Below are 23,265 nucleotides of genomic sequence, written 5' to 3'. Positions count from 1 at the left end.
TTCCATTTGAAAACCAAAGGTTGCCTATTAGCGCGCTTATCGATGGAAAAAACCACTCTAGACTGAAGCCTCTTTCAATCCACTCAGGAACAGCAGCATGAAAATTCTTTTGATAGGCGCAGGCGGCACCATCGGTTCGGCGGTCGACAAGGAGCTGTCCGAGCGTCACAAGATCATCCGCATCGGCCGCAACAGCGGTGATTTCCATGTGGATATCAGCGACAGCGCTTCGATTCGCAAACTGTTCGAGCAAACCGGCAAATTCGATGCTCTGATCTGCGCCGCCGGCAACGTGACCTTCGCCTCCCTCGGTGAAATGACCGAAGAAAGCTTCGCGCTGGGCCTGAAAGACAAGTTGATGGGCCAGGTCAATCTGCTGTTGATTGGCCGCGAGTATGCCAATGACGGTGCCTCGTTCACCTTCACCACCGGCGTGCTCAGCCACGACCCGATTCGCAGCGGCGCCTCGGCAGCGCTGGTCAATGGCGCCCTGGACAGCTTCGTCCGCGCCGCTGCGATCGAACTGCCTCGCGGCCTGCGCGTCAATTCGGTGAGCCCGAACGTACTGGTCGAAGCCATGGGCAAATACGCGCCGTATTTCCGTGGTTACAAACCGGTTCTGGCGGCCGATGTGGCATTGGCCTACGCCAAAAGTGTGGAAGGCCTGCAAACAGGCCAGACCTTTCACGTGGGCTAAACCGCCACAACCGTGCTCCTACAAGTGATGAGCGAATCGAATTCAAAAGTAGCGGGGTTGTGATGAACGGTCAGGCTGAGTAACGTGGCGGCACTTGTCTGGAGACTCAAAGATGCGCGTTGCCCGTTCCTTAGTCCTTGTTGCCCTGCTTCCGTTGTTCGCCGCTTGCCAGTTGCTCGACGGCCCGCGTGAGAGTGCCTCCCACGTGGGCCAGACCCGCATGCAGGGCCAGTTGCTGGCGGCCGACGGCAAGCTGCTGTTCCAGCCGTGCAACGAACAGCGCAGTTATGTGGTCAACGACACCGGCGGCACCAGCGTCCTGCAAGAGGCCGCGACACTGGCCGATGACCAGGGCAAGCTGTTTGCTGACGTACGCGGACAGGTCGTCGATAGTCGCCTCGATCTTGCGCAGCTGTACCGCGTCGAGCGCTCGGGCACCGCGTGCAACGATCCGAATTTCAAATTGCTTATCCTGCGCGCCGCCGGCCATGGGCCTGAGTGGAACGTGAAAGTCAGCGGCAAAGGCATGGTCATCGAGCGCGCCGGTCAGCCGCCATTGGCCGTGCCCTACGTTGAAGAACAATTGGGCGATGGCCGCTTCAACCTCAGTACCGAAGCCAATAACCAGCACATCGAATTGTGGGTCGCGCCGCAACGTTGCGTCGACAGCACCACCGGCAGCGTCCAGCACATGAGCGCCGAACTGCGCGTCGACGGCCAGGTTCAGCGTGGTTGCGGGTATTTCGGCGGATCGCGTAACGACTGATCGTTTTAGCCTCACGGGAATCATTCTTTGAGGCTTATAATCGCGGGCTTCAAACGCCTTGGCGCAGTTGTGCGCCCCGCGAACCGGATCCTGTCATGTTACGAATCACCGAACTCAAGCTGCCGATCGACCATCCCGAAGAAGACCTGCGCCCTGCCATCGTGCAGCGCCTGGGCATCACCAGTGATGACCTGCTCGATTTCACCTTGTTCAAGCGCAGCTACGATGCGCGCAAAAAGTCCTCCGAACTGTGCTTCATCTACACCATCGACCTCAACGTTCGCGATGAGGCAACGGTGCTGCACACGTTCGCCGATGACCGTAACGTCAACGTGGCGCCGGATGTCAGCTACAAAGTGGTCGGCCAGGCGCCGGCTGATCTTGAGCAACGTCCCGTCGTCGTGGGCTTCGGTCCGTGCGGGATTTTCGCCGGGCTGCTGCTGGCGCAAATGGGCTTCAAGCCGATCATCCTCGAGCGCGGCACCGAAGTGCGTCAGCGCACCAAGGACACTTGGGGTCTGTGGCGTAAAAGCGTGCTTAACCCGGAATCCAACGTGCAATTCGGCGAAGGTGGTGCGGGGACGTTCTCTGACGGCAAGCTTTACAGCCAGATCAAGGACCCGAAATTCATCGGTCGCAAGGTCCTGCACGAGTTCGTAAAAGCAGGCGCGCCGGAAGAAATCCTCTACGTCAGCAAACCGCACATTGGTACGTTCCGTCTGACCGGTGTTGTGGAAAACATGCGTGAGCAAATTCGCGCGTTGGGCGGCGAAGTGCGCTTCCAGCAGCGCGTTACCGACGTCTTGATCGAGGACGGCCAACTGGTCGGCGTCGAGCTCAATGGCGGCGAGCAGATCCACTCGAAACACGTGATCCTGGCCCTCGGCCACAGTGCCCGCGATACCTTCCGCATGCTGCATGGCCGTGGCGTGTTCATGGAAGCCAAGCCGTTTTCGGTAGGTTTCCGCATCGAGCATCCGCAATCGCTGATCGACCGCGCCCGCTTGGGCAAATACGCCGGGCACCCGAAACTCGGCGCTGCGGACTACAAACTGGTGCACCACGCCAGCAACGGCCGTTCGGTCTACAGCTTCTGCATGTGCCCGGGCGGCACCGTGGTGGCGGCGACGTCCGAGCCGGGCCGCGTGGTCACCAACGGCATGAGCCAATACTCGCGTAACGAGCGCAACGCCAACTCCGGGATCGTCGTCGGGATCACCCCGGAAGTCGATTACCCGGGCGGCCCGCTGGCGGGTATCGAGTTGCAGGAACGCCTGGAATCCCACGCCTTTGTGCTGGGCGGCAGCAACTACGAAGCGCCGGCGCAACTGGTCGGCGACTTCATTGCCGGCAAGCCTTCCACCGAACTGGGCAGCGTTGAACCGTCCTACAAACCAGGCGTTGCCTTGGGTGATCTGGCGTTGGCCTTGCCGGCGTTCGCCATCGAAGCCATTCGCGAAGCCTTGCCGGCGTTCGAGAAGCAGATTCGCGGTTACTCGCTGCACGACGCGGTGTTGACCGGGATCGAGACCCGTACGTCGTCGCCGCTGCGGATTACCCGTGACGAGTCGATGCAGAGCCTGAACGTGAAAGGCTTGTTCCCGGCGGGTGAAGGCGCGGGTTATGCGGGCGGGATTCTGTCGGCGGGCGTCGACGGGATTCGGATTGCAGAAGCCGTGGCCCGCGACATCCTCGGCCTCGAGGCCTGACCCAAATCCTCTGAGGGAGCGAGCCTGCTCGCGATGGCGGCATAACATTCAATAGAGATGTTGACTGATCTACCGCTATCGCGAGCAGGCTTGCTCCCACATTGGTTTCAGCCTGTCAGATATTGGCGCGCAGCACGCTGGCCGGCAGCGGCTCGCCGCGCTCAACACTCCCCGCCACCGCATCCATCAAACCGCTCAACTCATACCCCTGGGCCTTGAGCCAGGCCTGATCGTAATAAGTGGTGGCATAGCGCTCGCCGCCATCACACAAAATCGCCACGATCGACCCCGACTCCCCCGCCGCCGCCATCTGCTGGGCTGCCATCAACGCGCCGATCAAATTGGTCCCGCTCGACCCGCCGACTCGACGTCCCAAACGCTGCGCCAGGTAATGCATGGCCGCCAGGGACAACGCGTCCGGCACCTTGACCATCGCATCAATTACCTTGGGCAGGAACGACGCTTCTACCCGAGGCCGGCCAATGCCTTCAATCCGCGAACCACAATCCAGGCGCAGACTGGCGTCGCCGGTCTGGTAGTAATCGAAGAACACCGAACGTTCGGCATCGGCGCAGAGCACGCGAGTGCAATGCTGGCGGTAACGCACGTACCGGCCCAGCGTCGCGGTGGTGCCGCCGGTGCCGGGGCTGGAGATCAGCCAGCTCGGCTCGGGGTGCAGTTCGAAGCGCATTTGCTGGAAGATCGACTCGGCGATGTTGTTGTTCGCCCGCCAGTCAGTAGCGCGCTCGGCATAGGTGAACTGGTCGATGAAATGCCCATCATGTTCGCGGGCCAGGCGTTCGGATTCGGCATAGATCTGCGTCGGGTCGTCGACCAAATGACTCTTGCCACCGTAGAAAGCGATCTGCGCAATCTTCTCTTTGGAGGTGCTCGCCGGCATCACCGCAATAAATGGCAAGCCCAGCAAACTGGCGAAGTACGCCTCGGAAATCGCCGTCGAACCGCTGGACGCTTCAATCACCGGTGCTCCGGGTTTGAGCCAGCCATTACACAGCGCATACAGAAACAGCGAGCGCGCCAACCGGTGCTTCAGGCTGCCGGTGGGATGGCTGGACTCATCCTTGAAATACAACTCGATGCCCGGAAAACCCGGCAGCGGCAAGGGGATCAGGTGAGTGTCGGCGCTACGCTGGAAGTCGGCCTCGATGATCCGGATGGCTTCGCGGGCCCACTGTCGATTGTCGCTCATGGTGGTTTTCTCGTTGAGTCGGCCTTGTTGCAAGGCTCAGCTAACAAGCTTAGGAAAAAACCTACAGCGCGCACAGGTACAGCTGACGTTCAATACGCCCGGCAACTGCTAGGCTCAGGTCCCTGCTGATCGTTCACGTTGTAACGGCATATAACAAAAAAGAATATAACTTTTGTTTTAACAACTAACGGTACGGGTTAGGGTGTGCCACCTTTTGAATTCATCGATGGAGAGCGACCTTGCCTCTGCGTAGCACTTTCACGCGTTTCTTCCAGTTGGAAGCTGCCAGCGGACTGTTATTGATCGCCGCTGCGGCCCTGGCCTTGATCATCAACAATTCCCCGCTGTCGTGGCTTTACAGCAGTTTTCTCGACACTCCGGTCGTGGCGCAAATAGGCGCGTTGCAAATCGCCAAACCGGCGCTGTTGTGGATCAACGACGGCCTGATGGCCCTGTTCTTCCTGCTGATCGGCCTGGAAGTGAAGCGCGAAGTCCTTGACGGTCAACTGTCGAAACCGTCGCAAATCGTCCTGCCCGGCGCAGCGGCGATTGGCGGCATGGTGGTGCCGGCGCTGCTCTACTGGTTTCTGAACCGAGATGACCCGACAGCCCTTGGTGGCTGGGCCATCCCGATGGCCACCGATATTGCCTTCGCCCTCGGTGTACTGGCCCTGCTGGGTAAGCGGGTACCGGTGTCGCTTAAGCTTTTCCTGATGACGTTGGCGATCATTGACGACCTCGGCGCAATCATCGTCATTGCGATCTTCTACTCGGGCACGCTCTCGACCCTTTCGCTGTCTCTGGCCGCGACGTGCATCGTGGCACTGATCGCAATGAACCGGCTCGGAGTGGTCAAGCTCGGGCCGTACATGATCATCGGCCTGATCCTTTGGGTTTGCGTACTCAAGAGCGGTGTCCACGCGACACTGGCCGGTGTGACCCTGGCTTTCTGCATCCCCCTGCGCACGAAAAACGCCGAACCTTCTCCGCTGCTGACCCTCGAACACGCCCTCCATCCATGGGTGGCCTACGGCATCCTGCCGCTGTTCGCCTTCGCCAACGCCGGCCTGTCCCTGAGTGGCGTGACCGTCGAAAGCTTCACCCACCAGGTGCCGATGGGCATCGCGGTCGGTTTGCTGCTGGGCAAGACCCTCGGCGTCTTCGGCCTGACCTGGCTGGCGGTGAAAATCGGCATCGCCGCCCTGCCCCAAGGCGCTAACTGGGGCCAGGTATTGGGTGTGGCAATCCTCTGCGGCATCGGCTTCACCATGAGCCTGTTTGTCGGCTCCCTGGCGTTTGTGCCGGGTGCCAGTGAATACGCAGGGATGGACCGGATGGGGATTTTGACCGGTTCGATACTGGCGGCATTGATTGGTTATGCGGTGACGGCAGCGGCAAGTCGCAAGAGCGCCGCGCTGCAATCCTGATAAACAGAGACAACTCCTAGAGTCATTCGAGACTCGTCCTACAGCCACGATCAGCCTCGTTCGTTAACGTCGCACAGCCCCTTTTTTGGGGGTTGTCGACGTACGAACGCAAGGACGATCAGTGGCTGGTAACAAGGACATTCCCCGGGTCAAGAACCCTCCGTCAGGCGACGGTCATCACATCACTTACCGCTTTATGACGGCTACCGAACTGGCCGCGCGGGAGGCCCGACAAAACGCTTACGACGCCATGCTCGCGAGACAAGACGCCTTCGAACGGAGTCGTGAGGTCGTGGCGAAAAAGCAGGAAACCGTTCGTGCGGGGTGTGTCTTCGCCAAGTCCTGCAATCTGCCGGACGCCATCATCGACTACTCGAATCCTTCGGGAATGGTGCCCACCGACAGCCTCAAGGACTACGGAGAAGTCGCCTGGCTCGGGGCTCGCGAGGCAGACGATGCCGGGCTGCTCAATCTTCAAACCATCAGCGGCAGTACCGTCTCGCTTGGTATCGGCCGCATGGCTCTTCGCGCCCCGGCTATCGCTGCTCCCACCGCAGCACTCGGTACTGCTGGAACCACCCTATTGGCCGGCCTGGTCGCGTTCTTCTGGACGCCGAGCCTCGGCGACAGCGCGCTCTATACCGAAGGTCAGTTACGCGCCCTGAAACAGGCTCGAACTCGTGTTCGGCTAAGGGTCGAGCAACAGGCTGACGGCAGTCTCAAGGGATACGGTTTCTACACCGGCAAGAACCGTGATTGGGAAATGGTCGATGTCGTGCAGTTCAGCTTGCGCGGGAGTCAGCAGGTGGCGGATCTGGGAGATGGTATCGAGCTGATCTGGACACCGGCTGTAGATGGTTCAGACATCCTCGGTATTCCAGCGCTGGAGGCTGCGCCGCAAGCGCCGCATATTTGGGTTTATCCGCCGACGAAAGCGGCGGATAGCATCATCGTGAACCCGGTTTATCCGCCTGAGTACAAGGATTTCATTCTTGTGTTTCCGGCGAACTCTGGTGTGCAGCCGTTATACGTGGTGGTGGCAAGACCTATCAGTGGTGACCACAGCTATCATCCTCCGCCAAAATTTCTGCCAGCGTTCCCCGATGCCTTCCCTGTTCAGACTAAAGGGAATCGAAAACGCTGGGAAAGTAAGAAGCGCATTTATGAATGGGATTACCAACATGGCGCCGTCGAAGTGTACAACTGGGCGGGAGATCACTTAGGAGAGTTTGATGCAAAAACAGGTGAACAGACCGGAAAAGTAAGGCCTGAAAGACGTACTACAACAAAATAGCGATCGAGAATTCAAGAATGATATTTATAGCTCTCTCTGGATTTTTCCCCGAGCCAAATCCTGACAATTCATTGCAGTATGAAATGGATGTCCCGCAAGCCTTAGAGGCGGCAGTGCTTAATGTCATGGGCTGGAAAACTTTGAAGGATGTGCCCATGGGCGAGCATGTGTTATCTCCCAATCAAGCCAGTGCGATTATGGAACTTGTTGGCAACCCCTTCAGAGCCAACTTGGTGTACTACATGGGGCTCTGCCAAGACTAACGTTTCGGATCAGACAAAACTGAAAGCCACAGACACAAAAAACCCCGACCAGTCACCTGATCGGGGTTTTCTTTTACCCGTATTCCCGCTTAGTGGGAAACGCGGCTAGTCCCATCTACAGTAGCAATCCGCACCCGCTCGCCAACACGGAACACTTCATTTTCCTGAACCTGTTGCACGTAGGCGCGCATGCTGCCGTCGTCTTCGCGAACGGTGATTTCCACGCCTTGGGCGCGAGTCAGGCCTTCTTCTGTGGCCGAGCCGATCAGGCCGCCAGCGACGGCACCGATAACCGCAGCAACGATGCTGCCACGACCGCCACCGATAGCGCTGCCGCCGACACCGCCCACGACGGCACCAGCCGCGCCGCCGATCGGGGTTTTGGTGCCTTCGATTTTGACCGGCCGCAGGGATTCGATGGTGCCCATGCGAACGGTCTGCACGCGACGCGCTTCGTCACGGGAGTAGGAGTCACCGGTCAGGCTCGATTGGCAGCCAGTGAGCAACATCGCCATCGTGGAAAAGGAAGCAACCAGCAGAACAGACTTACGCATAGCATCAACTCCAAAGGACAGGTATTCATTAAACTCCGCAGCTTGACGCCTGTCACGGCCTCGCCCGGATAATTTTGGTTTGATTCAGGCCCGGTACAGGCACTTCCACGAACTCACCACACAGTAGCGGCAAATTCCGGTAGCTGCGCCGCTGCCCCAAGGATTGTCATGGATTACTTCATCATTGTCGTCACTACCGTTGCCGGTTTGTATTTCCACTGGTGGCTATACGTGCGGATCAAACGCTGGATGGACCGCGATCTGGCGTTGGCACTGGCGGGTAAGGACGAGCAGAAAAAGGCGTTCATGCTCCAGCAACTGGCGAACGCTCAAGCGCAGAAGATCAAGCGCCGAGACCTGCCACAGTGGCTTGAAGCCGCTGCGGCAGAGTATCCCGATCGGTAGACGGCTTAAGGTGCCAGACGTTCAAGAATCCAGTCGGCGCCCTGAACGCGGTAGTTGAGGCGATCGTGCAGGCGGCTCGGACGGCCTTGCCAGAACTCGATGCGCTCCGGTAACAAACGGTAACCACCCCAGTGCTCAGGGCAATGAGGTTGCGTGTCGCTGAAACGTTGCTCGGTGTTCTTGAGCAGCGCTTCCAGCTCGGCACGGTCGGCGATCACCCGGCTCTGGGGCGAAGCCCAGGCGCCGAGACGACTGCCCAGCGGCCGAACCTGAAAGTAGGCGTCGGACTCTTCAGGCGTAACCTTCACCACCCGCCCTTCGATGCGCACCTGACGCTCCAGGGCCGGCCAGAAGAAGGTCATGGCCGCGTACGGGTTCGCGGCCAGGTGCTGGCCCTTGGCGCTGTCGTAGTTGGTGAAGAAGGTGAAACCCTGCTCGTCCAGCCCCTTGAGCAGCAGAATGCGGCAATGCGGCCGACCGTCCTGATCGACGGTGGCCAGGGTCATGGCGTTGGCTTCCACCGGCGCCTGTTCGGTTTTCACCGCGTCGGCAAACCACTGATGGAACAGCGCGAATGGCTCGGCCGGGGCTTGCGCCTCGGTCAGGCCATCACGGGTGTAATCGCGACGCATATCAGCCAGGCCCTGGGTCATGGCGCATTCCTTTTGGTTAACGAATCACTTTTTAACAGTATCGGTGGCGTCGGCGACTTTTTTCGTGTCGGCAGCGGCTTTGGCCGGGGCAGTCTTCTTCGCTGGCGTTGCAGTTTTAGCCGGTGCCTTCTTGGCGGCGGCTTTCTTGGCCGGGGCTTTTTTTGCAGCAGGCACAGCGGCTTTCTTCGCGGCTGGCGCAGGGGTGACCGGTTTGACCACTGGCTTGACGTCCTGGGCAGCGACCAGCTTCACTGGCGCCGGGGCCGGCATGTTGTACTTGCTCAGCAACGCGACCATGGTGTTTTGCGGGGTCACCAGCAGTTCGACGCGACGGTTCAAGGCACGACCTTCATTGCTGTCGTTAGCAGCACGCGGGGCTTCGCCACCCATGCCGCGCAGCATCAGGCGATCACGCTGCAGACCGCTGAGGCGGAAAATCGCTGCCACGGACTGGGCACGCTCCTGACTCAGTTTCACGTTGGCCGGTGCGGCGCCCGACGTATCACTGTGGCCGAGTACCAGCACGGCAGTCTTTGGATCGACTTCGAGGATTTTCGCGACGCGAGTGAACGGGCCGAGGGTCACCGGCAGCAGCATGGCCGGACGGTCAGGGTTGAACGAGCCGTCTACCGGCGCGGAGACTACCAGCACGTTTTCACGGCGCTCAAGTTGCAGGTGGCTGCCCTTGATCGCTTCGCGCAGGCGCGGTTCATAGTCGTCGAGCCAGGCCTGGGTGACTTTAGGATCAGGCATCGGCACGACTTTGGCAGTAGTGCTTTGCTCTTTACCACCGAACGGCCACCACCAGTTGCCACCGGCTTCGGCCTCAGCCTTAGTCTTGGCCACCTCGACTGGTTTAACTTCAGGTTTGGCTTCAGCTTTCACCTCTGGCTTCTTGTCGAGAACCTCATCGGAACCGAACGGCCAGTACCAAGGGCTGGAGCTTTCAGCCTTGGCAACCGGAGCGGTCGCGGCAGGTTTCAAAGGTGCCGGGGCTGGGGTCGGAGCCGGGCCTTTAGCCGCGACTTTGTCGGAAGAACCGAACGGCCACCAGCTGCTGCCATCCGAGTCATTTTGTGGAGTTTGTGCGCAACCGGTAATTGCGAAGCACAGGGCCAAAGCGAGAGTTTTATTGGATGACATTGGATATCCACAAAATGAAGTAATGAAAAATCAGGCCGGGTTGACCCGGATAAACAGACGCTTGGAAACCATAAAGGCCTTGGGGTTCCGGCCCTGGAACCCCTGAGCGCGTTTTACAGACAAGTGGCCAGGGCCCGCACGAGCGTTTGCGCGCGCGGATCCATCAAGACGTACGGTCCCAGGGTATTTGTCACAAAGCCGAAGGCCACATCGTGTTCCGGGTCGGCAAAACCGGTGGAACCGCCCGCCCCCGGATGACCGAACGCACGAGGGCCGAGGCCGTAGGTGGCGTTGGGGACGTCCGGTTGATCGAGCATGCAACCCAGGCCGAAACGGGTCCGGGTCAGTAACGTCTTGTCCTCGCCGCGGCTGTGCTCGCGCGTCAGTTCCTCGAGCATTTCGCTTTCCAGCAAACTGCCATCGAGCAGACCGGCATAGAACCCGGCCAGGCTGCGGGCATTGCCGTGGCCATTGGCGGCCGGTTGCTGCATGCGTCGCCACTCGGGTTTGTTGGTGCTGGTCATGATCGACGGCGGGTTAGTGAACGCCCTCGTGGTCATGGCCGTCGGCTCGCGCATGGTCACTTGGAGCAAGCGCTGGGCGGCGGCATCGCCGACATTGCCTTTGCCTCGAGCAATGTGCGCCACGCGGTGGAACTCCTGGTCCGCCAGGCCGACGTGGAAATCCAGGCCCAAAGGCTTTGCAACCCGCGCCACGATGGCCTCACCCGGCCCACGACCGTCGGCACGACGCAGCAACTCACCGACCAGCCAGCCGTAGGTGATCGCGGCGTAACCGTGACCGCTCCCTGGCGTCCACCACGGTTCTTCAGCGGCCAGGGCGTCAACCATGGTCTGCCAGTCGTAAAGGGCTTCCGGGGCCAACAGCTCACGCAGCGCCGGCAGACCGGCCTGATGGCAGAGTAATTGACGCAGGGTCACGGACTCTTTGCCGGCGGCGGCGAACTCGGGCCAGTAGCGGGCAACCGGTGCATCCAGTTGCAGCTTGCCTTCGGCCACCAGTTGCAGGGCGGTGACCGCGGTAAAGGTCTTGGTGCAGGAGAACAGATTGGCGATGGTGTCGCTGTGCCAGGCTTCGGTGCCATCCTTGTCAGCGCTACCGGCCCAAAGGTCGACCACGGTTTCACCGCCGATCTTGATGCACAACGCTGCACCGCGTTCCTGAGAATCGTCGAACAGCGCCGCGAAAGCCTCACGCACCGCTTCGAACTTCAGCTCGTAAAAACCCTGAATCTGCACCCGCAACTCCCCGGATATAAAGCTCTACAAAGTGCCCGCATTGTTCCAGCCCTGGAGGGTTTTGGGAACAGTTGCGGGCCGGGCGGTCGGTTGCCCATGGATTGGATCAGAAATTTATGGTGCCTTGGCGGGCGCCATCGCGAGCAGGCTCACTCCCACAGGGTTCACGCTGGACCATTGTGGGCGTGAGCCTGCTCGCGAAGAACGATAACGCGGTTTAACAGGACTCAGTGGCCATTGCCGGAATGCCCACCCACATGGCCAGCGCCCTGCCCTGCACCTTTGCCAGCATCGCCTTTTCTGCCGCCCTCAGCTTCTTGATCGGCTTTATCCGCCTCAGCCTTGGCCTTCTCGGCTTCTTTACCGAGCTGATCGACGGTCTGCCAATTGCTCTTGCGCACGCTATCGACGAAGCCCTGGAACGGCAGATCGGTAATGCCCACCAGCCCGAAGTGCCCGTTCTCGCCATCCAGCAGACGACCGGTAACCGGTTGATCAAGGTATTGGAACCAGTGCACGCCGACGATCGACGGCTCGCTCATCGCCTGTTTGAGGAAGTTGGCGTAAGCGGGCCCACGGTCTTCTTCCTTGGCCAATTGCGTCACGCCGCCCCAGAACGGGCCGCGATCCGCGGAGCCGAAGTTGAACTCGGTGACCAGCACCGGTTTGTCCAGGCTGCGCAGTATGGCGAAGTCGTAACTGTCCTGCGGTTGCAGGGTGTACATGTTGAAACTCAATACGTCGCAATACTTCGCACAGGACTCAACCGCTTCCGGGGTGCTGTTGGCGAAGCGGCCGCCCAGCAACAGCTGGTTCGGCGCGTGCCACTTGAGCGAATCGGAGAGGGTCTTGAAGTACGTGTCGGCGAAGACCTTCTGGAAGTATTTGAAGTCTGCCTCGATTTCCGGAAATTCGGCGCTTGGCAGCGGCGGCACGAAGCCCGGGTCTTCCATCAATTCCCATGCCGGCAAATCAATGCCCCACGCTTTTGAAAGACCCGCCTGATTGCGGTACTTATCCCGCAATTGCTTGAGGAACGCGCGTTTGGCCGGCACGTCGGTGGTCATCTTCAAGGTGCCGTAGACCAAGGCGTAACGGGCTTTCGGGTCATCGCCGGGACCGGCCCAGGCCAGTTCGTTATCGGCGAAGTAGCCGATCAGCCAAGGATCGTCGCGATGGTCCCGCGCGGCGATGGCCACGGCACGTTCGGTAGCCATGGCGAAACGCGGGTCAAACGGGTCGGGCATGCCGCCCCACCAGTCAGTGCCGGTGCTGATGCTGGCGTAATCGCCGACGATCGACAGCGGCAAGGTGTACGGCAGGCGATCAGCGTTGGCCAGCACCGGGGCGCTCCAGTTGCCGATAGTGTTGAAGCCCCAGGCTTGCAGGCGATCCAGGGTGTGGCTGGCCCAGCGCTGTTCATCAACCACCGCTTTGCAGGGTTCGGCAGGTGTTTGCTCAGCGGCTTTCGCCGCAGTCGCGTCAGCGGCGCCGGTTTTGGCGGCTTCGGCAACACCAGCTTCGGCCGTCGCAGGAACGACCGGTTGCTCGGCAGCCTTCTCTACCGTAGCCGCAACCGCGTCAGCCTTGGCTGCTTCGGCGACACCGGCCTTGGTGTCGCTGGTCACCACACATGGCGAGCCATACAAACGCTGCAAGTTGGCGCCATAGAAGTCGTACCAGCGACCGGCATTGTAGCCACGGCCCTTATCGACGCCGTTGCCACCGCGGTTATCGCCTTCGCCATAGTGGCTGGCCAGCGGCTCGTCGGGTTTGGGCAGCGATTCAAACATCCACTCGCGGCCGGCGACGTAGGTCTGGTTGACATCCGGGGTGACGGTGTTGACGCCGAGCGAATAGAACGGATGGCCTTCCGGGGTCACCAGGTACCAGCGACCGTCGCGTTTTTCGGTACGGAAAAAACCGCTGGCCTTAAATGCCGGGCCTTTGGTCCAGCCGCCAAACTTGTCCAGGGACGACTTCTCGCGCTCGGCCAGCCAGGTTTTCAGTTGCTGCTGTTCCTTGGCGGCGGCGCTTTTCAGTTGCTCGTCGCTGCTGACTTTCTCTGGCCATTTGGCTCGGGTCGACTGGCCGTAAGCGTCTACCAGGCCGCCAAAAGCCGCTTGGGTAACCGCATCGCCGTCCTGCACGCCAAAGCGTTCCAGCAAGATGCTCTGGGCGACTTTCGGCTGATCCATCGACAAGGTCACCGACACCACCTGGCTGCGCTCCAGCTCACCGGCGCTGCTGGCCAGCAATACACGTTGGCCATTGAACATCATCGGCATCGGCGGGCCGGCTTTCAGGCCCAGGCTCAATGGCGTAAAGGGCGTTAGCGGCACCAATAGGGTTTGCGCAGGGCCGGCCGGCAAATCGACGCGGCTGATCAGCGTCTTGCCGTCGTTGCTCTGGATTTTCACATACAGGGTCACAGCCCAATTCATTGCGCTCTGAATCCGCAAACTCATGAAGCCCGACTGCGACCAGTCCCAGGCGCCCGTCTGTGGGGTCAGACGCAAGGTCGGTTGTGCCGCAGGGTTGAACGTCACCCGACGCAGCACTTCGCCTTCGGCCGTTTGCTCGGCGTTGGATTGCGGCAGGCTGGCGTCCTGAGTCGCCACCTGGACCACATCGGCGGGGCGCACAAAGTTGAACAGCGTCTGTTGGCCGGCAGGAGCCGCCAGCAATGGGGCCGCGAACATCAGAGCGAAAACGGCAGGTAACGAATGGCGCAGCGAACGGCGAATCATGAGAACGAAATTCTCCCTAACGACCCAAATGGGCCAGTGGAAAAGCGATGGCAGAGAGATAGACAACGCGGTGGGCACATTTGCCCACCGGTGTATCAGGAAATTTCACGCCGGAAGGGAGGCAACGCATTGAGGATTGCCTTGCCATAACGCTGGGTGACCAAGCGTCGATCGAGCAAGGTGATGGTGCCGCGATCTTCTTCGGTGCGCAGCAAGCGACCGCAGGCCTGGACCAGCTTCAGCGAAGCATCCGGCACGGAGATTTCCATGAACGGATTGCCACCCCGAGCCTCGATCCATTCGGCCAGGGCCGCTTCGACCGGATCATCGGGCACCGAAAATGGAATCTTCGCGATCACCACGTGCTCGCAGTACGCACCGGGCAAATCGACCCCTTCGGCGAAACTCGCCAGGCCGAACAACACACTGGAATCGCCGCCATCGACCCGCGCCTTGTGCTTGTTCAGGGTTTCCTGTTTCGACAGGTTGCCTTGAATGAACACTTGCTTGCGCCAGTCGCGGTCGAGGCCGTCGAACACGTCCTGCATCTGTTTGCGCGAGGAGAACAGCACCAGGGTGCCGCGCGAACCTTCCACCAAGGCCGGCAAGTCGCGGATGATCGCTGCGGTGTGGGCCGGCGCATCACGCGGATCGGCCTTCAGGTCCGGCACCCGCAACACGCCAGCGTCGGCGTGATGAAACGGGCTTGGAACCACTGCGGTCACGGCTTTTTTCGGCAGGCCGGCGCGCATGCGGAAGCGATCGAAGGTGCCGAGCGCGGTCAATGTCGCGGAGGTCACCAGAGCGCCGTAAGCCACGTTCCACAAGTTGCGACGGAGCATTTCCGCCGCGAGGATCGGGCTGGCGTTGACCTCGATGTCGAACAGCGAGCCGCTTTCGGCCAGGGTCAGCCAGCGGGCCATCGGCGGGTTGTCTTCCGGGTCTTCAGCGGTGAACGCGACCCACAACTCCCAGTTGCCCGAAGAACGCGACAACAGGCTGCCGAACAGCGGGTACCACTCCTCTGCCTGGTTGCTGGCGATGCCGATATTGACCTCGCCATCCATGCCTTCCTTGAGCAGTTCGGTGAGACGGGTAAACAGATCGGTCAGACGGGCGAAACCCTTCTTAAGCTCGACGCCCATTTCGCGCATGTGCTCGGGAATCACCCCGCCGACGAAGCGATGACGCGGCCGCTCACGGCCTTCGACGTCTTCGCCCGGTTTGAAATCGGCGACCTGCTCGCAGGCGCTGAACATGAATTGCTGCTGGGTCTTGATCTCCCGCGCGAGTTCCGGCACTTGTTCGATCAACTTGCCCAGGTCGCCCGGCAGCGGATGCTGGGCCAGCAATTTGGTGAGGTTCTTGGCGGTGGTTTCCAACCAGTCGGCGGTGGAACGCAGGCGCGTGTAATGGGCGAAATGGCCGATGGCCTTGTCCGGCAGGTGATGGCCTTCGTCGAACACGTAGATGGTGTCGCGCGGGTCCGGCAACACGGCGCCGCCGCCCAGTGCCAGGTCGGCCAGGACCATGTCGTGGTTGGTGACGATCACATCGACCTTGCCCATGCCTTCGCGGGCCTTGTAGAAGGCGCACTGGCCGAAGTTCGGGCAATGGCGATTGGTGCACTGGCTGTGATCGGTGGTCAGGCGCGCCCAGTCGGCATCTTCCAGGGCGGTGGACCAACTGTCGCGGTCGCCGTCCCACTTATTGCCGGCGAGTTTCTCGATCATGCTGGTGAACAGCTTCTGACTGGCTTCGTCGACCTCGATCTTGAAGCCTTCTTCTTCAAACAGCTGCGCCGTGGCGGTTTGTGCGTGACCTTCCTGGAGCAACATGTCGAGCTTGGACAGGCACATGTAGCGCCCGCGTCCCTTGGCCAGGGCGAAGCTGAAACTCAGCCCGCTGTTGCGCATCAGGTCGGGCAAATCCTTGTAGACGATCTGCTCTTGCAGGGCCACGGTGGCCGTGGCGATCACCAGGCGTTTGCCCGCAGCCTTGGCCGTGGGGATGGCGGCCAGGCTGTAGGCCACGGTTTTGCCGGTGCCGGTGCCGGCTTCCACCGCGACAATCGCAGGGTCGCCACTGCGCCGGCCTTCGTCATCGGTGTCGATGTCACCGAGGACCTTGGCAATTTCGGCGATCATCAGGCGTTGGCCGTAGCGCGGCTTGAGGCTCTTGGCTTCGAGAAAACGCGAGTAGGCGCCCTGGATCGTGGTTTTGAGTTCAGTGCTGATCATGGATTGTCGGGCGCAAAAAACGCTGGATAAATTTTCAGTGGTTCGGTTCGGCGGCTATCATACCGCGCTAATTAATCCCGCGCAGAACGGAGTACCTCAATGACACCTTTTGGCATCGTTTACACCCTGCATGTCCTGTCAGCCCTGGTCTGGGTCGGCGGCATGTTTTTCGCGTGGATGGTCTTGCGGCCCGCGGCGATGAAGGCACTTGAAGGCCCTGCCCGACTGAAGCTGTGGGTAGAAGTGTTTCAAGGCTTTTTCCGCTGGGTCTGGGTTGCGGTGGTGCTTTTGCCGATCAGCGGTGTGGGCATGATTCATTTGCAGTACAGCGGTTTTGAAGCGGCGCCGCGGTATGTGCAGGTGATGATGGGGTTGTACGTGGTGATGACGGCGCTGTTTATCCGGATTCAGGCCTTGTTATTGCCAGAGTTGCGCACGGCAGTGGCGGCGCAGGACTGGCCGACCGGCGCGGCGACGCTTGGGAAAATTCGCAAGTTGGTGGGGATTAATCTGCTTGTCGGGTTGGTGCTGGTGGCGATTGCTGCGGCACGGCCGTGATCGTTCCCACGCTCTGCGTGGGAATGCCTCAAGGGACGCTCCGCGTCCAGTGACGCGGAGCGTCACGGGCTGTATTCCCACGCAGAGCGTGGGAACAATCAAAACTCGGTCGCTTTTACAACCGCTGCACGGTCACCGCCCCCTCCGCTCCGGCAGGCCCCGGCTGACCATCAGCGCCAGGACGACCATTTTTTCCGCCATCGGCCTTGTAAACAAAGCAGCCCTTGGCCTTGCCACCCGCACCCGGCTTACCGCCAGGCCCGGCCACGCCACCGTCACCGCCGGCCACCTGGACCTTGATCAGTTCCGCCGGGTAATCGCGCGGCACTTCCAGGCGAACCAGTGCACCCGGCGCGCCTGGCTGGCCGTCACTCCCGTCACTGCCATCGGCACCACGACCGGCCTGACCCCAGGTACAACCCGGCGCCTGGCCGTTGGCCCCATCGAGACCGACGAAACCCGGCGCGCCCGCGCCGCCGCGAGCGTCTACCAACAGTTGCGGCGCACTCAGTGACTTGATCTGCAAGTTCAGGTTACGCCCGGAGCGGGCGGCCTTGAGGTAAGTCCCCGGCGCGCCGCGAGCCGTGATCTGGCTGCCTTCCGACAACTGCGCTCGACTGACCTTCAGCTCAAGCGGCTGTTCGCCGGGGACGATGGCGATCCGCGCTTCACGCCCCAGACGCAATTCACCGACGGATACCTCGGTCACATTCGAGGGAATCAACAACGTGCCGTAGTCGGCCACTTCCAGGCGTTCCAGTTGCAAGGTGCTGGCGGTGTTGGGCAAACGCATCAGCGAGTTGGTTTCGACGCTCACCACCTGGGCGCAGGCCAACGGGCTGATGAGTGCAGCGAGCAAACAGAGTTTACGCATGGGAAGCCTTAGACGCGGTCGGAGCCGGGATGGTTTGCAGGTGGAAAACGCCGAAAAACAGGATCTTCAGGCGATCTCGCCAAGGATGAGCACGACCTCTGAGGCTACGGAAACAGAACACTGCCTCAAGAAGATGAAGGCAGGCCAGCAGGCCGCCAGCCAGATTGACCAGCAGATGCAGAGGATTGACAAACGGCATGAGCTGATTGGTCAACACCACCAGCCAGAAAAGCAGGGTCAACAACTTCCCCAGCCCCCAAAACACGTTCATACGCTCCCCCGTTGAGAATTATTCTTTGACGCACAGTACCGGCTTCCACGCGGGATAAGCCAGAGGGCAACGGAAAATTCTTCATGAAGGCTGCCGAATGGCCGCCGGAGCGACCTTATTTGTCACCCGACGGCTCTATCACGGGGCTCAGCGATTGACGTGCAGTTCCACCCGACGGTTTTTCGCTCGCCCTTCTTCTGTTTCGTTATCGGCCACCGGCTGACTTTGGCCCTTGCCCTCGCTGGTGAGCTTGTTCGGCGTCAGGCCCTGGCTCAACAGGTAGGCCGCCACGCTACTGGCGCGACGTTCCGACAGCGCCTGGTTATAGGTGTCCGAGCCGACGCTGTCGGTATGTCCGATCACCTTGATGCTCATCACCTCGGCGCTTTGCAGTTTGGGCATCAACGAATCCAGCTTGCTCTGCGCGGCTGGCGTCAGTTCGGATTGGTTGAAAGCAAACAGTACGTCGTCCGCGTCGCTCAGGGTGATGACCTCCGATTGCACAGGTTCGGGTGTCACGCTGACCGGGTACTGCGGCAATGGGCAACCATGATGTTCCACGGGGGTATTGGCCGGCGTATCAGGACAGCGATCGCGTCGATCGAAAACCCCATCGTCGTCTTCGTCGCCGTCCTGGGCGTAACATATCAAGCCACCGGTCAAGATACCAAGCGCCGCCCCACCGGCCGCCCAAGCGCTACTTTGCAGAGCGCCCAGACCGCCACCGGCCAGACCGCCGATAACGCTGCAGATTGGCCAGGTTCGTTGATTGAGGGGGGCGGTGCCATCGCTGTGAGTAGCGCAACCGGTCAACAGGCTGCCCAGCAGCACAACCGGCAAGACGGTCCGTGTAAGAACACTCATGGTGAAAGCTCCTGTGTTACCGGCCAATGCCGGTCACACAGGAGTAAAGACCCGCATCCGCGACTGCACAAGCCGCGGAGCATAAGGGGTTTAGCGGTTGATTTGGATTTCCGTGCGACGGTTCATCGAGCGGCCGTCAGCGGTTTTGTTATCGGCAACCGGCTGGCTTTCCCCGGCACCGGTGACAGAGACGAAGCTGCTGCGTGGCACACCTTGGGTAATCAGGTATTCAACGACCGAGTGCGCGCGACGATCCGACAGTTTCTGGTTATAGGCATCGCTGCCCACGCTGTCGGTGTGACCGGTTACAGTCAGTCGAGCGTCAGGCGCTTCCGCTTTCAAGCGAGTGGCGATTTTATCGAGGACCACTTTGTCGGCAGAGGTCAGTTTGGCCTTGTCAAACTCGAAGTGAACATCGCGAATGACGATGACTTCTTCTTTAACCACGGCGGTTTCTTCGACCACTGGCGCAGGCACCGGTGGAGGGCAACCGTCGGCATCGACCCGCACGCCTTTAGGTGTTCCCGGGCACTTGTCGCGGCTGTCCGGTACGCCGTCGCCGTCTTCGTCGCCATCACCGTGAACCCAGCAATAGGCCGCAGCCGTGCCGCCGACGAGCAGCGCGCCATACCCCGCCCATGCCGAGCTCTCGGTCGCGCCGAGACCTGCACCCACGACACCACCGACCGCCGCACAGGTCGGCCAGTCGGTTTTCTGCAAACCTGCACAACCAGTCAACACACTGGTTAGCAGAACCAAGGGTAATGCTGTGCGAACTATGCTCATCTAGTTTTCTCCTGAGGGGATCGGCTTAGAACCGATTCAGGTAGTAAAGACCCGAGTTTTAATCTCCGCCAGCAATAGGCCATTCCCGTTTTGCCCCGTGTTCACGGTAGATCGACGCTTTTACGCCAAACCAGCTCTAGGCCCGGCTCTTTGAGCAGGCTAGTCTTGGCAGCTCTGATTGAGGATTTTCGATGATTGCAGGTATTTCTTCGCGCACGCCCCAGCAGGCGTTGGCCGCTTTGCTTGATCGTTACGCCCCCGCGCGCCTGTTGCTGATTGGCGCCAGCGAATTCCCCGCACTAGAGGCCTTCAAACTGGCACACCCGGACAGTTGTGTGGCCCATGCGGCACCTGGCCCGTTGCCTGCTGAACTGGCGGCGCGCCGGTTTGACCTGGCGCTGGTGGTCGATTGTCTCGAACACTTGCCCAAACGCGATGGCCTGAACCTGCTTGGCGGGATCCGCAACCTCAACGCCAGCCGCATCGCGGTGCTGGCGGACTTGCCGGCCAGCGGCTGGCAGGAGACCGATTTTTTCTCCCTGGCGCTGCAAGCCAGCGAACGCTTCCAGCGCGACGAGCAAGTGCTGACCCTGTTTACCTATGATCTGCTTGACTATAAACAAGTCCCCGACTGGCTTAACTCACGGTTCTGGGCCAATCCGGAAAACTTCGGGAAATATTGGTGGTAACGCAATGAGTACATCCATTTGCCCCTGCGGTAGCGGCACCCCGCTCGATGCCTGCTGCGGTCATTACCATGCCGGTCATCCGGCGCCGTGTGCCGAAGCCTTGATGCGTTCGCGCTACAGCGCCTACGTACTGGGGCTGATCGATTATCTGGTGGCGACTACCCTGCCCGCTCAACAGGCGGGCCTGGATCGACAATCCATCAGCGACTGGAGCGCCCAAAGCACCTGGCTGGGCCTTGAAGTGGAAAGCTCCGAGGTCTTGGGCGGTCAGCCGGAACATGCCTTCGTGACCTTTACCGCGCGCTGGCACGACGGCAGCGGTGAGCACAGCCACCGCGAACGCTCGTCGTTCGTACAGAACGCCGGCCGCTGGTATTTCATCGATCCCACCGTGCAACTCAAGGCCGGACGCAATGATGCGTGCCCTTGCGCCAGCGGACAGAAATTCAAGAAGTGTTGTGCGGGTTTTTTCAGCAGTTGAGTTGAGGTAACGATCAAAAGCTAGACTGGGGTTCAAGGGAGAAGAATTACCATGACCACCCAGCGGCGCGTCCTACAGATGCTCACCCTGCTCCTGTTTCTGGAGCTCGGCGGCTGTGCGTCCTGGTTCGGTAACGATGAACCCGAACCGCAGGTGCATCTGGCCAAGGTCGAAGTGATCCAGGCGAAATTGATGCAGCAAAAATTCTTGCTGCACTTTCGTGTCGACAACCCCAACGACAGCGATCTGACGGTGCGAGGCATCGAGTACCGCATTCACTTGGGCGACATGCTGCTGACCGAAGGCGAGCACGAACACTGGTTCACTGTCGGCCCCAAACGCAGTGCCTACTTTAAAGTACCGATCCGCACCAACCTGTGGCCCAAGGTGCGGGACCTGGTGAAACTGCTGAAAAAACCCGACCAGCCCATTCCCTATCGTCTGGAAGGTGAACTGGAAACCGGTTTATTCATCGCGCACTACGTGCACCTGGCGCGCAATGGCGTGATAATCCCCGCCGATTTAATTCCGGAGCAAAACCGATGACCCAGCAACCCCATGTCCATGGCCCTGACTGCAACCACGATCATGACCATCACGACCACCATGATCACGACCATGGCCATGTCCACGGCCCGAACTGCGGCCACGCTCACCAGGAACCGGTGCGCAATGCCCTGAAAGACGTCGGCCGCAACGACCCATGCCCTTGCGGCAACGGCAAGAAATTCAAGAAGTGCCACGGCGCTTGATGCTTCGGGCGAAGATTTTCTTCGCCTGTTGAATCGCCTTCGCGAGCAAGCCCGCTCCCCCAAGGATCTACGTCGTTCATAGAACCCATGTGGGAGCGAGCCTGCTCGCGATGACTGCGGCACATCCACCATCAATGTGTCAGTTACACCGCTTTCGCGAGCAGGCTCGCTCCCCCAGGGATTTCAGCCAGGCTGCAAAATATGTGCGGTACTCACGACCGTCGCATACTCCCCGTGCAAATTGCCCAACGACATCGCATGCACTTCCTCGGCTGAATGGGCGTTACCGAAGTAGTCAGCCTTGTCGAAGGTAAAACACGCATCCTCCGCCACCCACGTATCAAACCCCAGGTTCCCGGCCGTTCGCGCCGTGGACTCCACCGAGTTGTTGGTCGCCACGCCGACAATGACCAACTGATCGATCCCCGCCGTTCGCAAACTCGTCTCGAGCCCCGTCGCACAAAACGCATCCGGCACCTGCTTTTGAATAAGCTGCTCACCGGTCTGTGGCTGGAACCGTTCCTGAAATTCCACCCCCGATTGCTGCGGCCAGAACACTGATTCCGGCGACCGGGACACGTGCTGCACATGAATCACCGGTCGCCCGGTTCGACGCCAATGCCCTAGCAAATCGAGGATTCGCTGCTCCGCCTGAAGATTGTTTCGGCGACCGAGCCTGGGATGCAGGATGCCTTTTTGTTGATCGATGATGATCAGCGCCGCGTTGGTTTTGAGCTCCATGCCGGTTTTTCTCATGCGGGGTCATTGAATTTCCCGCACTTCAGCATCACCTGTTGCTACAGGCAAGCTATCGAACGCAAACGGGACGACCTGATGCCGGCGTTTGCTGTGCGCAAGTAACGACATCTTTTGATTTGGAGTACTCCATGATCGACCTGTATTACTGGACCACCCCCAACGGTCACAAAATCTCGATATTCCTGGAAGAAGCCGGCCTGCCCTACAACGTGCACCCGATCAACATCAGCCAGAACGACCAGTTCAAACCCCAATTCCTGAAAATTTCCCCGAACAACAAGATTCCAGCCATCGTCGATCCCGAACCGGCCGATGGCGGTGAGCCGTTGGCATTGTTCGAGTCCGGGGCGATTCTGCTGTACCTGGCAGAGAAAACCGGCAAGTTCCTGCCCAAAGACTTGCGCGGGCGCCAGCAAGCGCTGCAATGGTTGTTCTGGCAAATGGGCGGCCTGGGGCCGATGGCCGGGCAGAATCATCACTTCAGCCAATTCGCGCCGGAGAAAATCCCCTACGCCATCAAGCGCTACATCGACGAAACCGCCCGCCTCTACGGGGTACTCGACAAGCAACTGGCCGATAAAGACTTCGTCGCCGGCAGCGAATACAGCATTGCCGACATGGCGATCTACCCGTGGATCGTTTCCCACAAGTGGCAGAGCCAGAACCTGGAAGACTTCCCCAACGTGCTGCGCTGGTTCAACCACATCCAGAGCCGTCCGGCGACGGTGAAGGCGTATGCCCTGGTGGCCAAAATCAACCCGCCTAAATCCTGACCTTCATTGAAGATCGTTCCCACGCTCTGCGTGGGAATGCAGCCCGGGACGCTCCGCGTCCCATCAAGAGCCGAACGCGGAGCGTCCG

The 23,265-nt window shown here is 60.2% G+C and carries 25 protein-coding genes; 13 read left to right on the top strand and 12 right to left on the bottom strand.

Features of this window, described 5'->3' with window-relative positions; all coding sequences use genetic code 11:
• Positions 1 to 97 precede the first annotated feature (97 nt).
• From AC3WP4_RS25095 to AC3WP4_RS25085, 3 genes are all read left to right on the top strand, one after another.
• Positions 98 to 697 (top strand): short chain dehydrogenase, encoded by a 600-nt coding sequence (locus AC3WP4_RS25095; RefSeq protein ID WP_102616300.1) that lies wholly within the window; start codon positions 98 to 100, stop codon positions 695 to 697.
• Positions 698 to 809: 112 nt separating this feature from the next.
• Complete coding sequence (locus AC3WP4_RS25090; RefSeq protein ID WP_102616299.1) at positions 810 to 1,463, top strand: COG3650 family protein; 654 nt, start codon at positions 810 to 812, stop codon at positions 1,461 to 1,463.
• A 95-nt stretch (positions 1,464 to 1,558) separates the two neighbouring features.
• Positions 1,559 to 3,172 (top strand): NAD(P)/FAD-dependent oxidoreductase, encoded by a 1,614-nt coding sequence (locus tag AC3WP4_RS25085; protein ID WP_074874140.1) that lies wholly within the window; start codon positions 1,559 to 1,561, stop codon positions 3,170 to 3,172.
• Positions 3,173 to 3,287: 115 nt separating this feature from the next.
• On the opposite strand, the gene AC3WP4_RS25080 is transcribed toward AC3WP4_RS25085, so the two are convergent.
• Positions 3,288 to 4,382 carry a PLP-dependent cysteine synthase family protein gene (locus tag AC3WP4_RS25080; RefSeq protein ID WP_074874138.1) on the bottom strand — a complete coding sequence of 365 codons (1,095 nt, stop codon included), beginning with the start codon at positions 4,380 to 4,382 and terminating at the stop codon, positions 3,288 to 3,290.
• Positions 4,383 to 4,621: 239 nt separating this feature from the next.
• Here AC3WP4_RS25080 and nhaA point away from each other — a divergent pair, with 239 nt between their 5' ends.
• From nhaA to AC3WP4_RS25065, 3 genes are all read left to right on the top strand, one after another.
• A complete protein-coding gene (gene nhaA / locus AC3WP4_RS25075; protein WP_102616298.1) occupies positions 4,622 to 5,809 on the top strand; it encodes a Na+/H+ antiporter NhaA in 1,188 nt (395 codons plus the stop codon).
• Positions 5,810 to 5,930: 121 nt separating this feature from the next.
• Complete coding sequence (locus AC3WP4_RS25070) at positions 5,931 to 7,103, top strand: S-type pyocin domain-containing protein (protein WP_102616297.1); 1,173 nt, start codon at positions 5,931 to 5,933, stop codon at positions 7,101 to 7,103.
• 17 nt (positions 7,104 to 7,120) lie between these two features.
• A complete protein-coding gene (locus tag AC3WP4_RS25065) occupies positions 7,121 to 7,366 on the top strand; it encodes a pyocin S6 family toxin immunity protein (protein ID WP_074874133.1) in 246 nt (81 codons plus the stop codon).
• Positions 7,367 to 7,455: 89 nt separating this feature from the next.
• Here AC3WP4_RS25065 and AC3WP4_RS25060 read toward each other — a convergent pair whose 3' ends face one another.
• Positions 7,456 to 7,920 (bottom strand): outer membrane lipoprotein, encoded by a 465-nt coding sequence (locus tag AC3WP4_RS25060; RefSeq protein WP_074874131.1) that lies wholly within the window; start codon positions 7,918 to 7,920, stop codon positions 7,456 to 7,458.
• A gap of 168 nt (positions 7,921 to 8,088) precedes the next feature.
• Here AC3WP4_RS25060 and AC3WP4_RS25055 point away from each other — a divergent pair, with 168 nt between their 5' ends.
• Positions 8,089 to 8,325, top strand: a complete 237-nt coding sequence (locus tag AC3WP4_RS25055; protein ID WP_102616296.1) for a hypothetical protein — start codon at positions 8,089 to 8,091, stop codon at positions 8,323 to 8,325.
• A gap of 5 nt (positions 8,326 to 8,330) precedes the next feature.
• Here AC3WP4_RS25055 and pdxH read toward each other — a convergent pair whose 3' ends face one another.
• The 5 genes from pdxH to dinG form a co-directional block, all read right to left on the bottom strand.
• Positions 8,331 to 8,978: a pyridoxamine 5'-phosphate oxidase gene (gene pdxH, locus AC3WP4_RS25050; RefSeq protein ID WP_102616295.1), complete on the bottom strand. Its 648-nt coding sequence runs from the start codon at positions 8,976 to 8,978 to the stop codon at positions 8,331 to 8,333.
• 24 nt (positions 8,979 to 9,002) lie between these two features.
• Positions 9,003 to 10,121, bottom strand: coding sequence for an OmpA family protein (locus tag AC3WP4_RS25045; protein WP_074874127.1), 1,119 nt, complete (start codon positions 10,119 to 10,121; stop codon positions 9,003 to 9,005).
• 113 nt (positions 10,122 to 10,234) lie between these two features.
• Positions 10,235 to 11,380 carry a serine hydrolase domain-containing protein gene (locus AC3WP4_RS25040; RefSeq protein ID WP_102616294.1) on the bottom strand — a complete coding sequence of 382 codons (1,146 nt, stop codon included), beginning with the start codon at positions 11,378 to 11,380 and terminating at the stop codon, positions 10,235 to 10,237.
• A gap of 227 nt (positions 11,381 to 11,607) precedes the next feature.
• Entirely contained in the window at positions 11,608 to 14,130 is a 2,523-nt protein-coding gene (locus AC3WP4_RS25035) for a beta-galactosidase (RefSeq protein WP_102616293.1), read from the bottom strand.
• 95 nt (positions 14,131 to 14,225) lie between these two features.
• The gene (gene dinG / locus AC3WP4_RS25030) at positions 14,226 to 16,370 is read right to left on the bottom strand and encodes an ATP-dependent DNA helicase DinG (RefSeq protein WP_074874121.1); all 2,145 of its coding nucleotides are present in this window, start codon (positions 16,368 to 16,370) and stop codon (positions 14,226 to 14,228) included.
• A gap of 99 nt (positions 16,371 to 16,469) precedes the next feature.
• On the opposite strand from dinG, the gene AC3WP4_RS25025 reads away from it, so the two are divergent.
• Positions 16,470 to 16,928, top strand: a complete 459-nt coding sequence (locus AC3WP4_RS25025) for a CopD family protein (protein WP_076029974.1) — start codon at positions 16,470 to 16,472, stop codon at positions 16,926 to 16,928.
• A gap of 115 nt (positions 16,929 to 17,043) precedes the next feature.
• Here the strand turns inward: AC3WP4_RS25025 and AC3WP4_RS25020 are convergent, their stop codons facing one another.
• The 4 genes from AC3WP4_RS25020 to AC3WP4_RS25005 all read right to left on the bottom strand — a co-directional run bounded on the left by AC3WP4_RS25020 (position 17,044) and on the right by AC3WP4_RS25005 (position 19,723).
• Positions 17,044 to 17,802 carry a collagen-like triple helix repeat-containing protein gene (locus AC3WP4_RS25020; RefSeq protein ID WP_076029973.1) on the bottom strand — a complete coding sequence of 253 codons (759 nt, stop codon included), beginning with the start codon at positions 17,800 to 17,802 and terminating at the stop codon, positions 17,044 to 17,046.
• On the bottom strand, positions 17,795 to 18,073 hold the full coding sequence (locus AC3WP4_RS25015; RefSeq protein WP_074874116.1) for a DUF1145 domain-containing protein: 279 nt from the start codon (positions 18,071 to 18,073) through the stop codon (positions 17,795 to 17,797). The genes AC3WP4_RS25020 and AC3WP4_RS25015 overlap by 8 nt, the downstream gene beginning before the upstream one ends.
• Positions 18,074 to 18,220: 147 nt before the next feature.
• Positions 18,221 to 18,937, bottom strand: a complete 717-nt coding sequence (locus AC3WP4_RS25010) for a PA1041 family peptidoglycan-binding anchor lipoprotein (protein WP_102616292.1) — start codon at positions 18,935 to 18,937, stop codon at positions 18,221 to 18,223.
• 90 nt (positions 18,938 to 19,027) lie between these two features.
• Positions 19,028 to 19,723 (bottom strand): PA1041 family peptidoglycan-binding anchor lipoprotein, encoded by a 696-nt coding sequence (locus AC3WP4_RS25005; RefSeq protein ID WP_074874112.1) that lies wholly within the window; start codon positions 19,721 to 19,723, stop codon positions 19,028 to 19,030.
• Between the two features lie 191 nt (positions 19,724 to 19,914).
• Between AC3WP4_RS25005 and AC3WP4_RS25000 the strand changes: the two genes are divergently transcribed.
• The 4 genes from AC3WP4_RS25000 to AC3WP4_RS24985 are packed head-to-tail and all read left to right on the top strand — an operon-like array spanning position 19,915 to position 21,645.
• Positions 19,915 to 20,412, top strand: coding sequence for a DUF6231 family protein (locus tag AC3WP4_RS25000; protein WP_074874110.1), 498 nt, complete (start codon positions 19,915 to 19,917; stop codon positions 20,410 to 20,412).
• 4 nt (positions 20,413 to 20,416) lie between these two features.
• Positions 20,417 to 20,893 (top strand): YchJ family protein, encoded by a 477-nt coding sequence (locus AC3WP4_RS24995; RefSeq protein ID WP_074874108.1) that lies wholly within the window; start codon positions 20,417 to 20,419, stop codon positions 20,891 to 20,893.
• 51 nt (positions 20,894 to 20,944) lie between these two features.
• On the top strand, positions 20,945 to 21,439 hold the full coding sequence (locus AC3WP4_RS24990; protein ID WP_102616291.1) for an LEA/WHy family protein: 495 nt from the start codon (positions 20,945 to 20,947) through the stop codon (positions 21,437 to 21,439).
• Positions 21,436 to 21,645: an SEC-C metal-binding domain-containing protein gene (locus tag AC3WP4_RS24985; RefSeq protein WP_007906737.1), complete on the top strand. Its 210-nt coding sequence runs from the start codon at positions 21,436 to 21,438 to the stop codon at positions 21,643 to 21,645. Before AC3WP4_RS24990 ends, AC3WP4_RS24985 begins: the two co-directional genes overlap by 4 nt.
• A gap of 183 nt (positions 21,646 to 21,828) precedes the next feature.
• Here the strand turns inward: AC3WP4_RS24985 and AC3WP4_RS24980 are convergent, their stop codons facing one another.
• Positions 21,829 to 22,386 (bottom strand): cysteine hydrolase family protein, encoded by a 558-nt coding sequence (locus AC3WP4_RS24980; protein ID WP_074874105.1) that lies wholly within the window; start codon positions 22,384 to 22,386, stop codon positions 21,829 to 21,831.
• Positions 22,387 to 22,532: 146 nt separating this feature from the next.
• Here AC3WP4_RS24980 and AC3WP4_RS24975 point away from each other — a divergent pair, with 146 nt between their 5' ends.
• On the top strand, positions 22,533 to 23,177 hold the full coding sequence (locus tag AC3WP4_RS24975) for a glutathione S-transferase N-terminal domain-containing protein (protein ID WP_074874103.1): 645 nt from the start codon (positions 22,533 to 22,535) through the stop codon (positions 23,175 to 23,177).
• Positions 23,178 to 23,265: the final 88 nt, after the last annotated feature.

It is taken from the genome of Pseudomonas sp. FW305-20 (assembly GCF_058788075.1).
The sequence above is the reverse complement of the archived record's forward strand: the minus strand, read 5'-3'. Positions and strand labels throughout refer to the sequence as shown.

Coding starts and splice junctions, on each gene's coding strand:
- AC3WP4_RS24975 (WP_074874103.1), top strand. CDS start 22,533: ATGATCGACCTGTATTACTGGACCACCCCCAACGGTCACAAAATCTCG.
- AC3WP4_RS25000 (WP_074874110.1), top strand. CDS start 19,915: ATGATTGCAGGTATTTCTTCGCGCACGCCCCAGCAGGCGTTGGCCGCT.
- AC3WP4_RS25010 (WP_102616292.1), bottom strand. CDS start 18,937: ATGAGTGTTCTTACACGGACCGTCTTGCCGGTTGTGCTGCTGGGCAGC.
- AC3WP4_RS24995 (WP_074874108.1), top strand. CDS start 20,417: ATGAGTACATCCATTTGCCCCTGCGGTAGCGGCACCCCGCTCGATGCC.
- AC3WP4_RS25085 (WP_074874140.1), top strand. CDS start 1,559: ATGTTACGAATCACCGAACTCAAGCTGCCGATCGACCATCCCGAAGAA.
- AC3WP4_RS25015 (WP_074874116.1), bottom strand. CDS start 18,073: ATGAACGTGTTTTGGGGGCTGGGGAAGTTGTTGACCCTGCTTTTCTGG.
- AC3WP4_RS25025 (WP_076029974.1), top strand. CDS start 16,470: ATGACACCTTTTGGCATCGTTTACACCCTGCATGTCCTGTCAGCCCTG.
- AC3WP4_RS25080 (WP_074874138.1), bottom strand. CDS start 4,382: ATGAGCGACAATCGACAGTGGGCCCGCGAAGCCATCCGGATCATCGAG.
- AC3WP4_RS25035 (WP_102616293.1), bottom strand. CDS start 14,130: ATGATTCGCCGTTCGCTGCGCCATTCGTTACCTGCCGTTTTCGCTCTG.
- pdxH (WP_102616295.1), bottom strand. CDS start 8,978: ATGACCCAGGGCCTGGCTGATATGCGTCGCGATTACACCCGTGATGGC.
- AC3WP4_RS25060 (WP_074874131.1), bottom strand. CDS start 7,920: ATGCGTAAGTCTGTTCTGCTGGTTGCTTCCTTTTCCACGATGGCGATG.
- AC3WP4_RS24980 (WP_074874105.1), bottom strand. CDS start 22,386: ATGGAGCTCAAAACCAACGCGGCGCTGATCATCATCGATCAACAAAAA.
- AC3WP4_RS24990 (WP_102616291.1), top strand. CDS start 20,945: ATGACCACCCAGCGGCGCGTCCTACAGATGCTCACCCTGCTCCTGTTT.
- dinG (WP_074874121.1), bottom strand. CDS start 16,370: ATGATCAGCACTGAACTCAAAACCACGATCCAGGGCGCCTACTCGCGT.
- AC3WP4_RS25095 (WP_102616300.1), top strand. CDS start 98: ATGAAAATTCTTTTGATAGGCGCAGGCGGCACCATCGGTTCGGCGGTC.
- AC3WP4_RS25055 (WP_102616296.1), top strand. CDS start 8,089: ATGGATTACTTCATCATTGTCGTCACTACCGTTGCCGGTTTGTATTTC.
- AC3WP4_RS25005 (WP_074874112.1), bottom strand. CDS start 19,723: ATGAGCATAGTTCGCACAGCATTACCCTTGGTTCTGCTAACCAGTGTG.
- AC3WP4_RS25045 (WP_074874127.1), bottom strand. CDS start 10,121: ATGTCATCCAATAAAACTCTCGCTTTGGCCCTGTGCTTCGCAATTACC.
- AC3WP4_RS24985 (WP_007906737.1), top strand. CDS start 21,436: ATGACCCAGCAACCCCATGTCCATGGCCCTGACTGCAACCACGATCAT.
- AC3WP4_RS25090 (WP_102616299.1), top strand. CDS start 810: ATGCGCGTTGCCCGTTCCTTAGTCCTTGTTGCCCTGCTTCCGTTGTTC.
- AC3WP4_RS25065 (WP_074874133.1), top strand. CDS start 7,121: ATGATATTTATAGCTCTCTCTGGATTTTTCCCCGAGCCAAATCCTGAC.
- AC3WP4_RS25020 (WP_076029973.1), bottom strand. CDS start 17,802: ATGCGTAAACTCTGTTTGCTCGCTGCACTCATCAGCCCGTTGGCCTGC.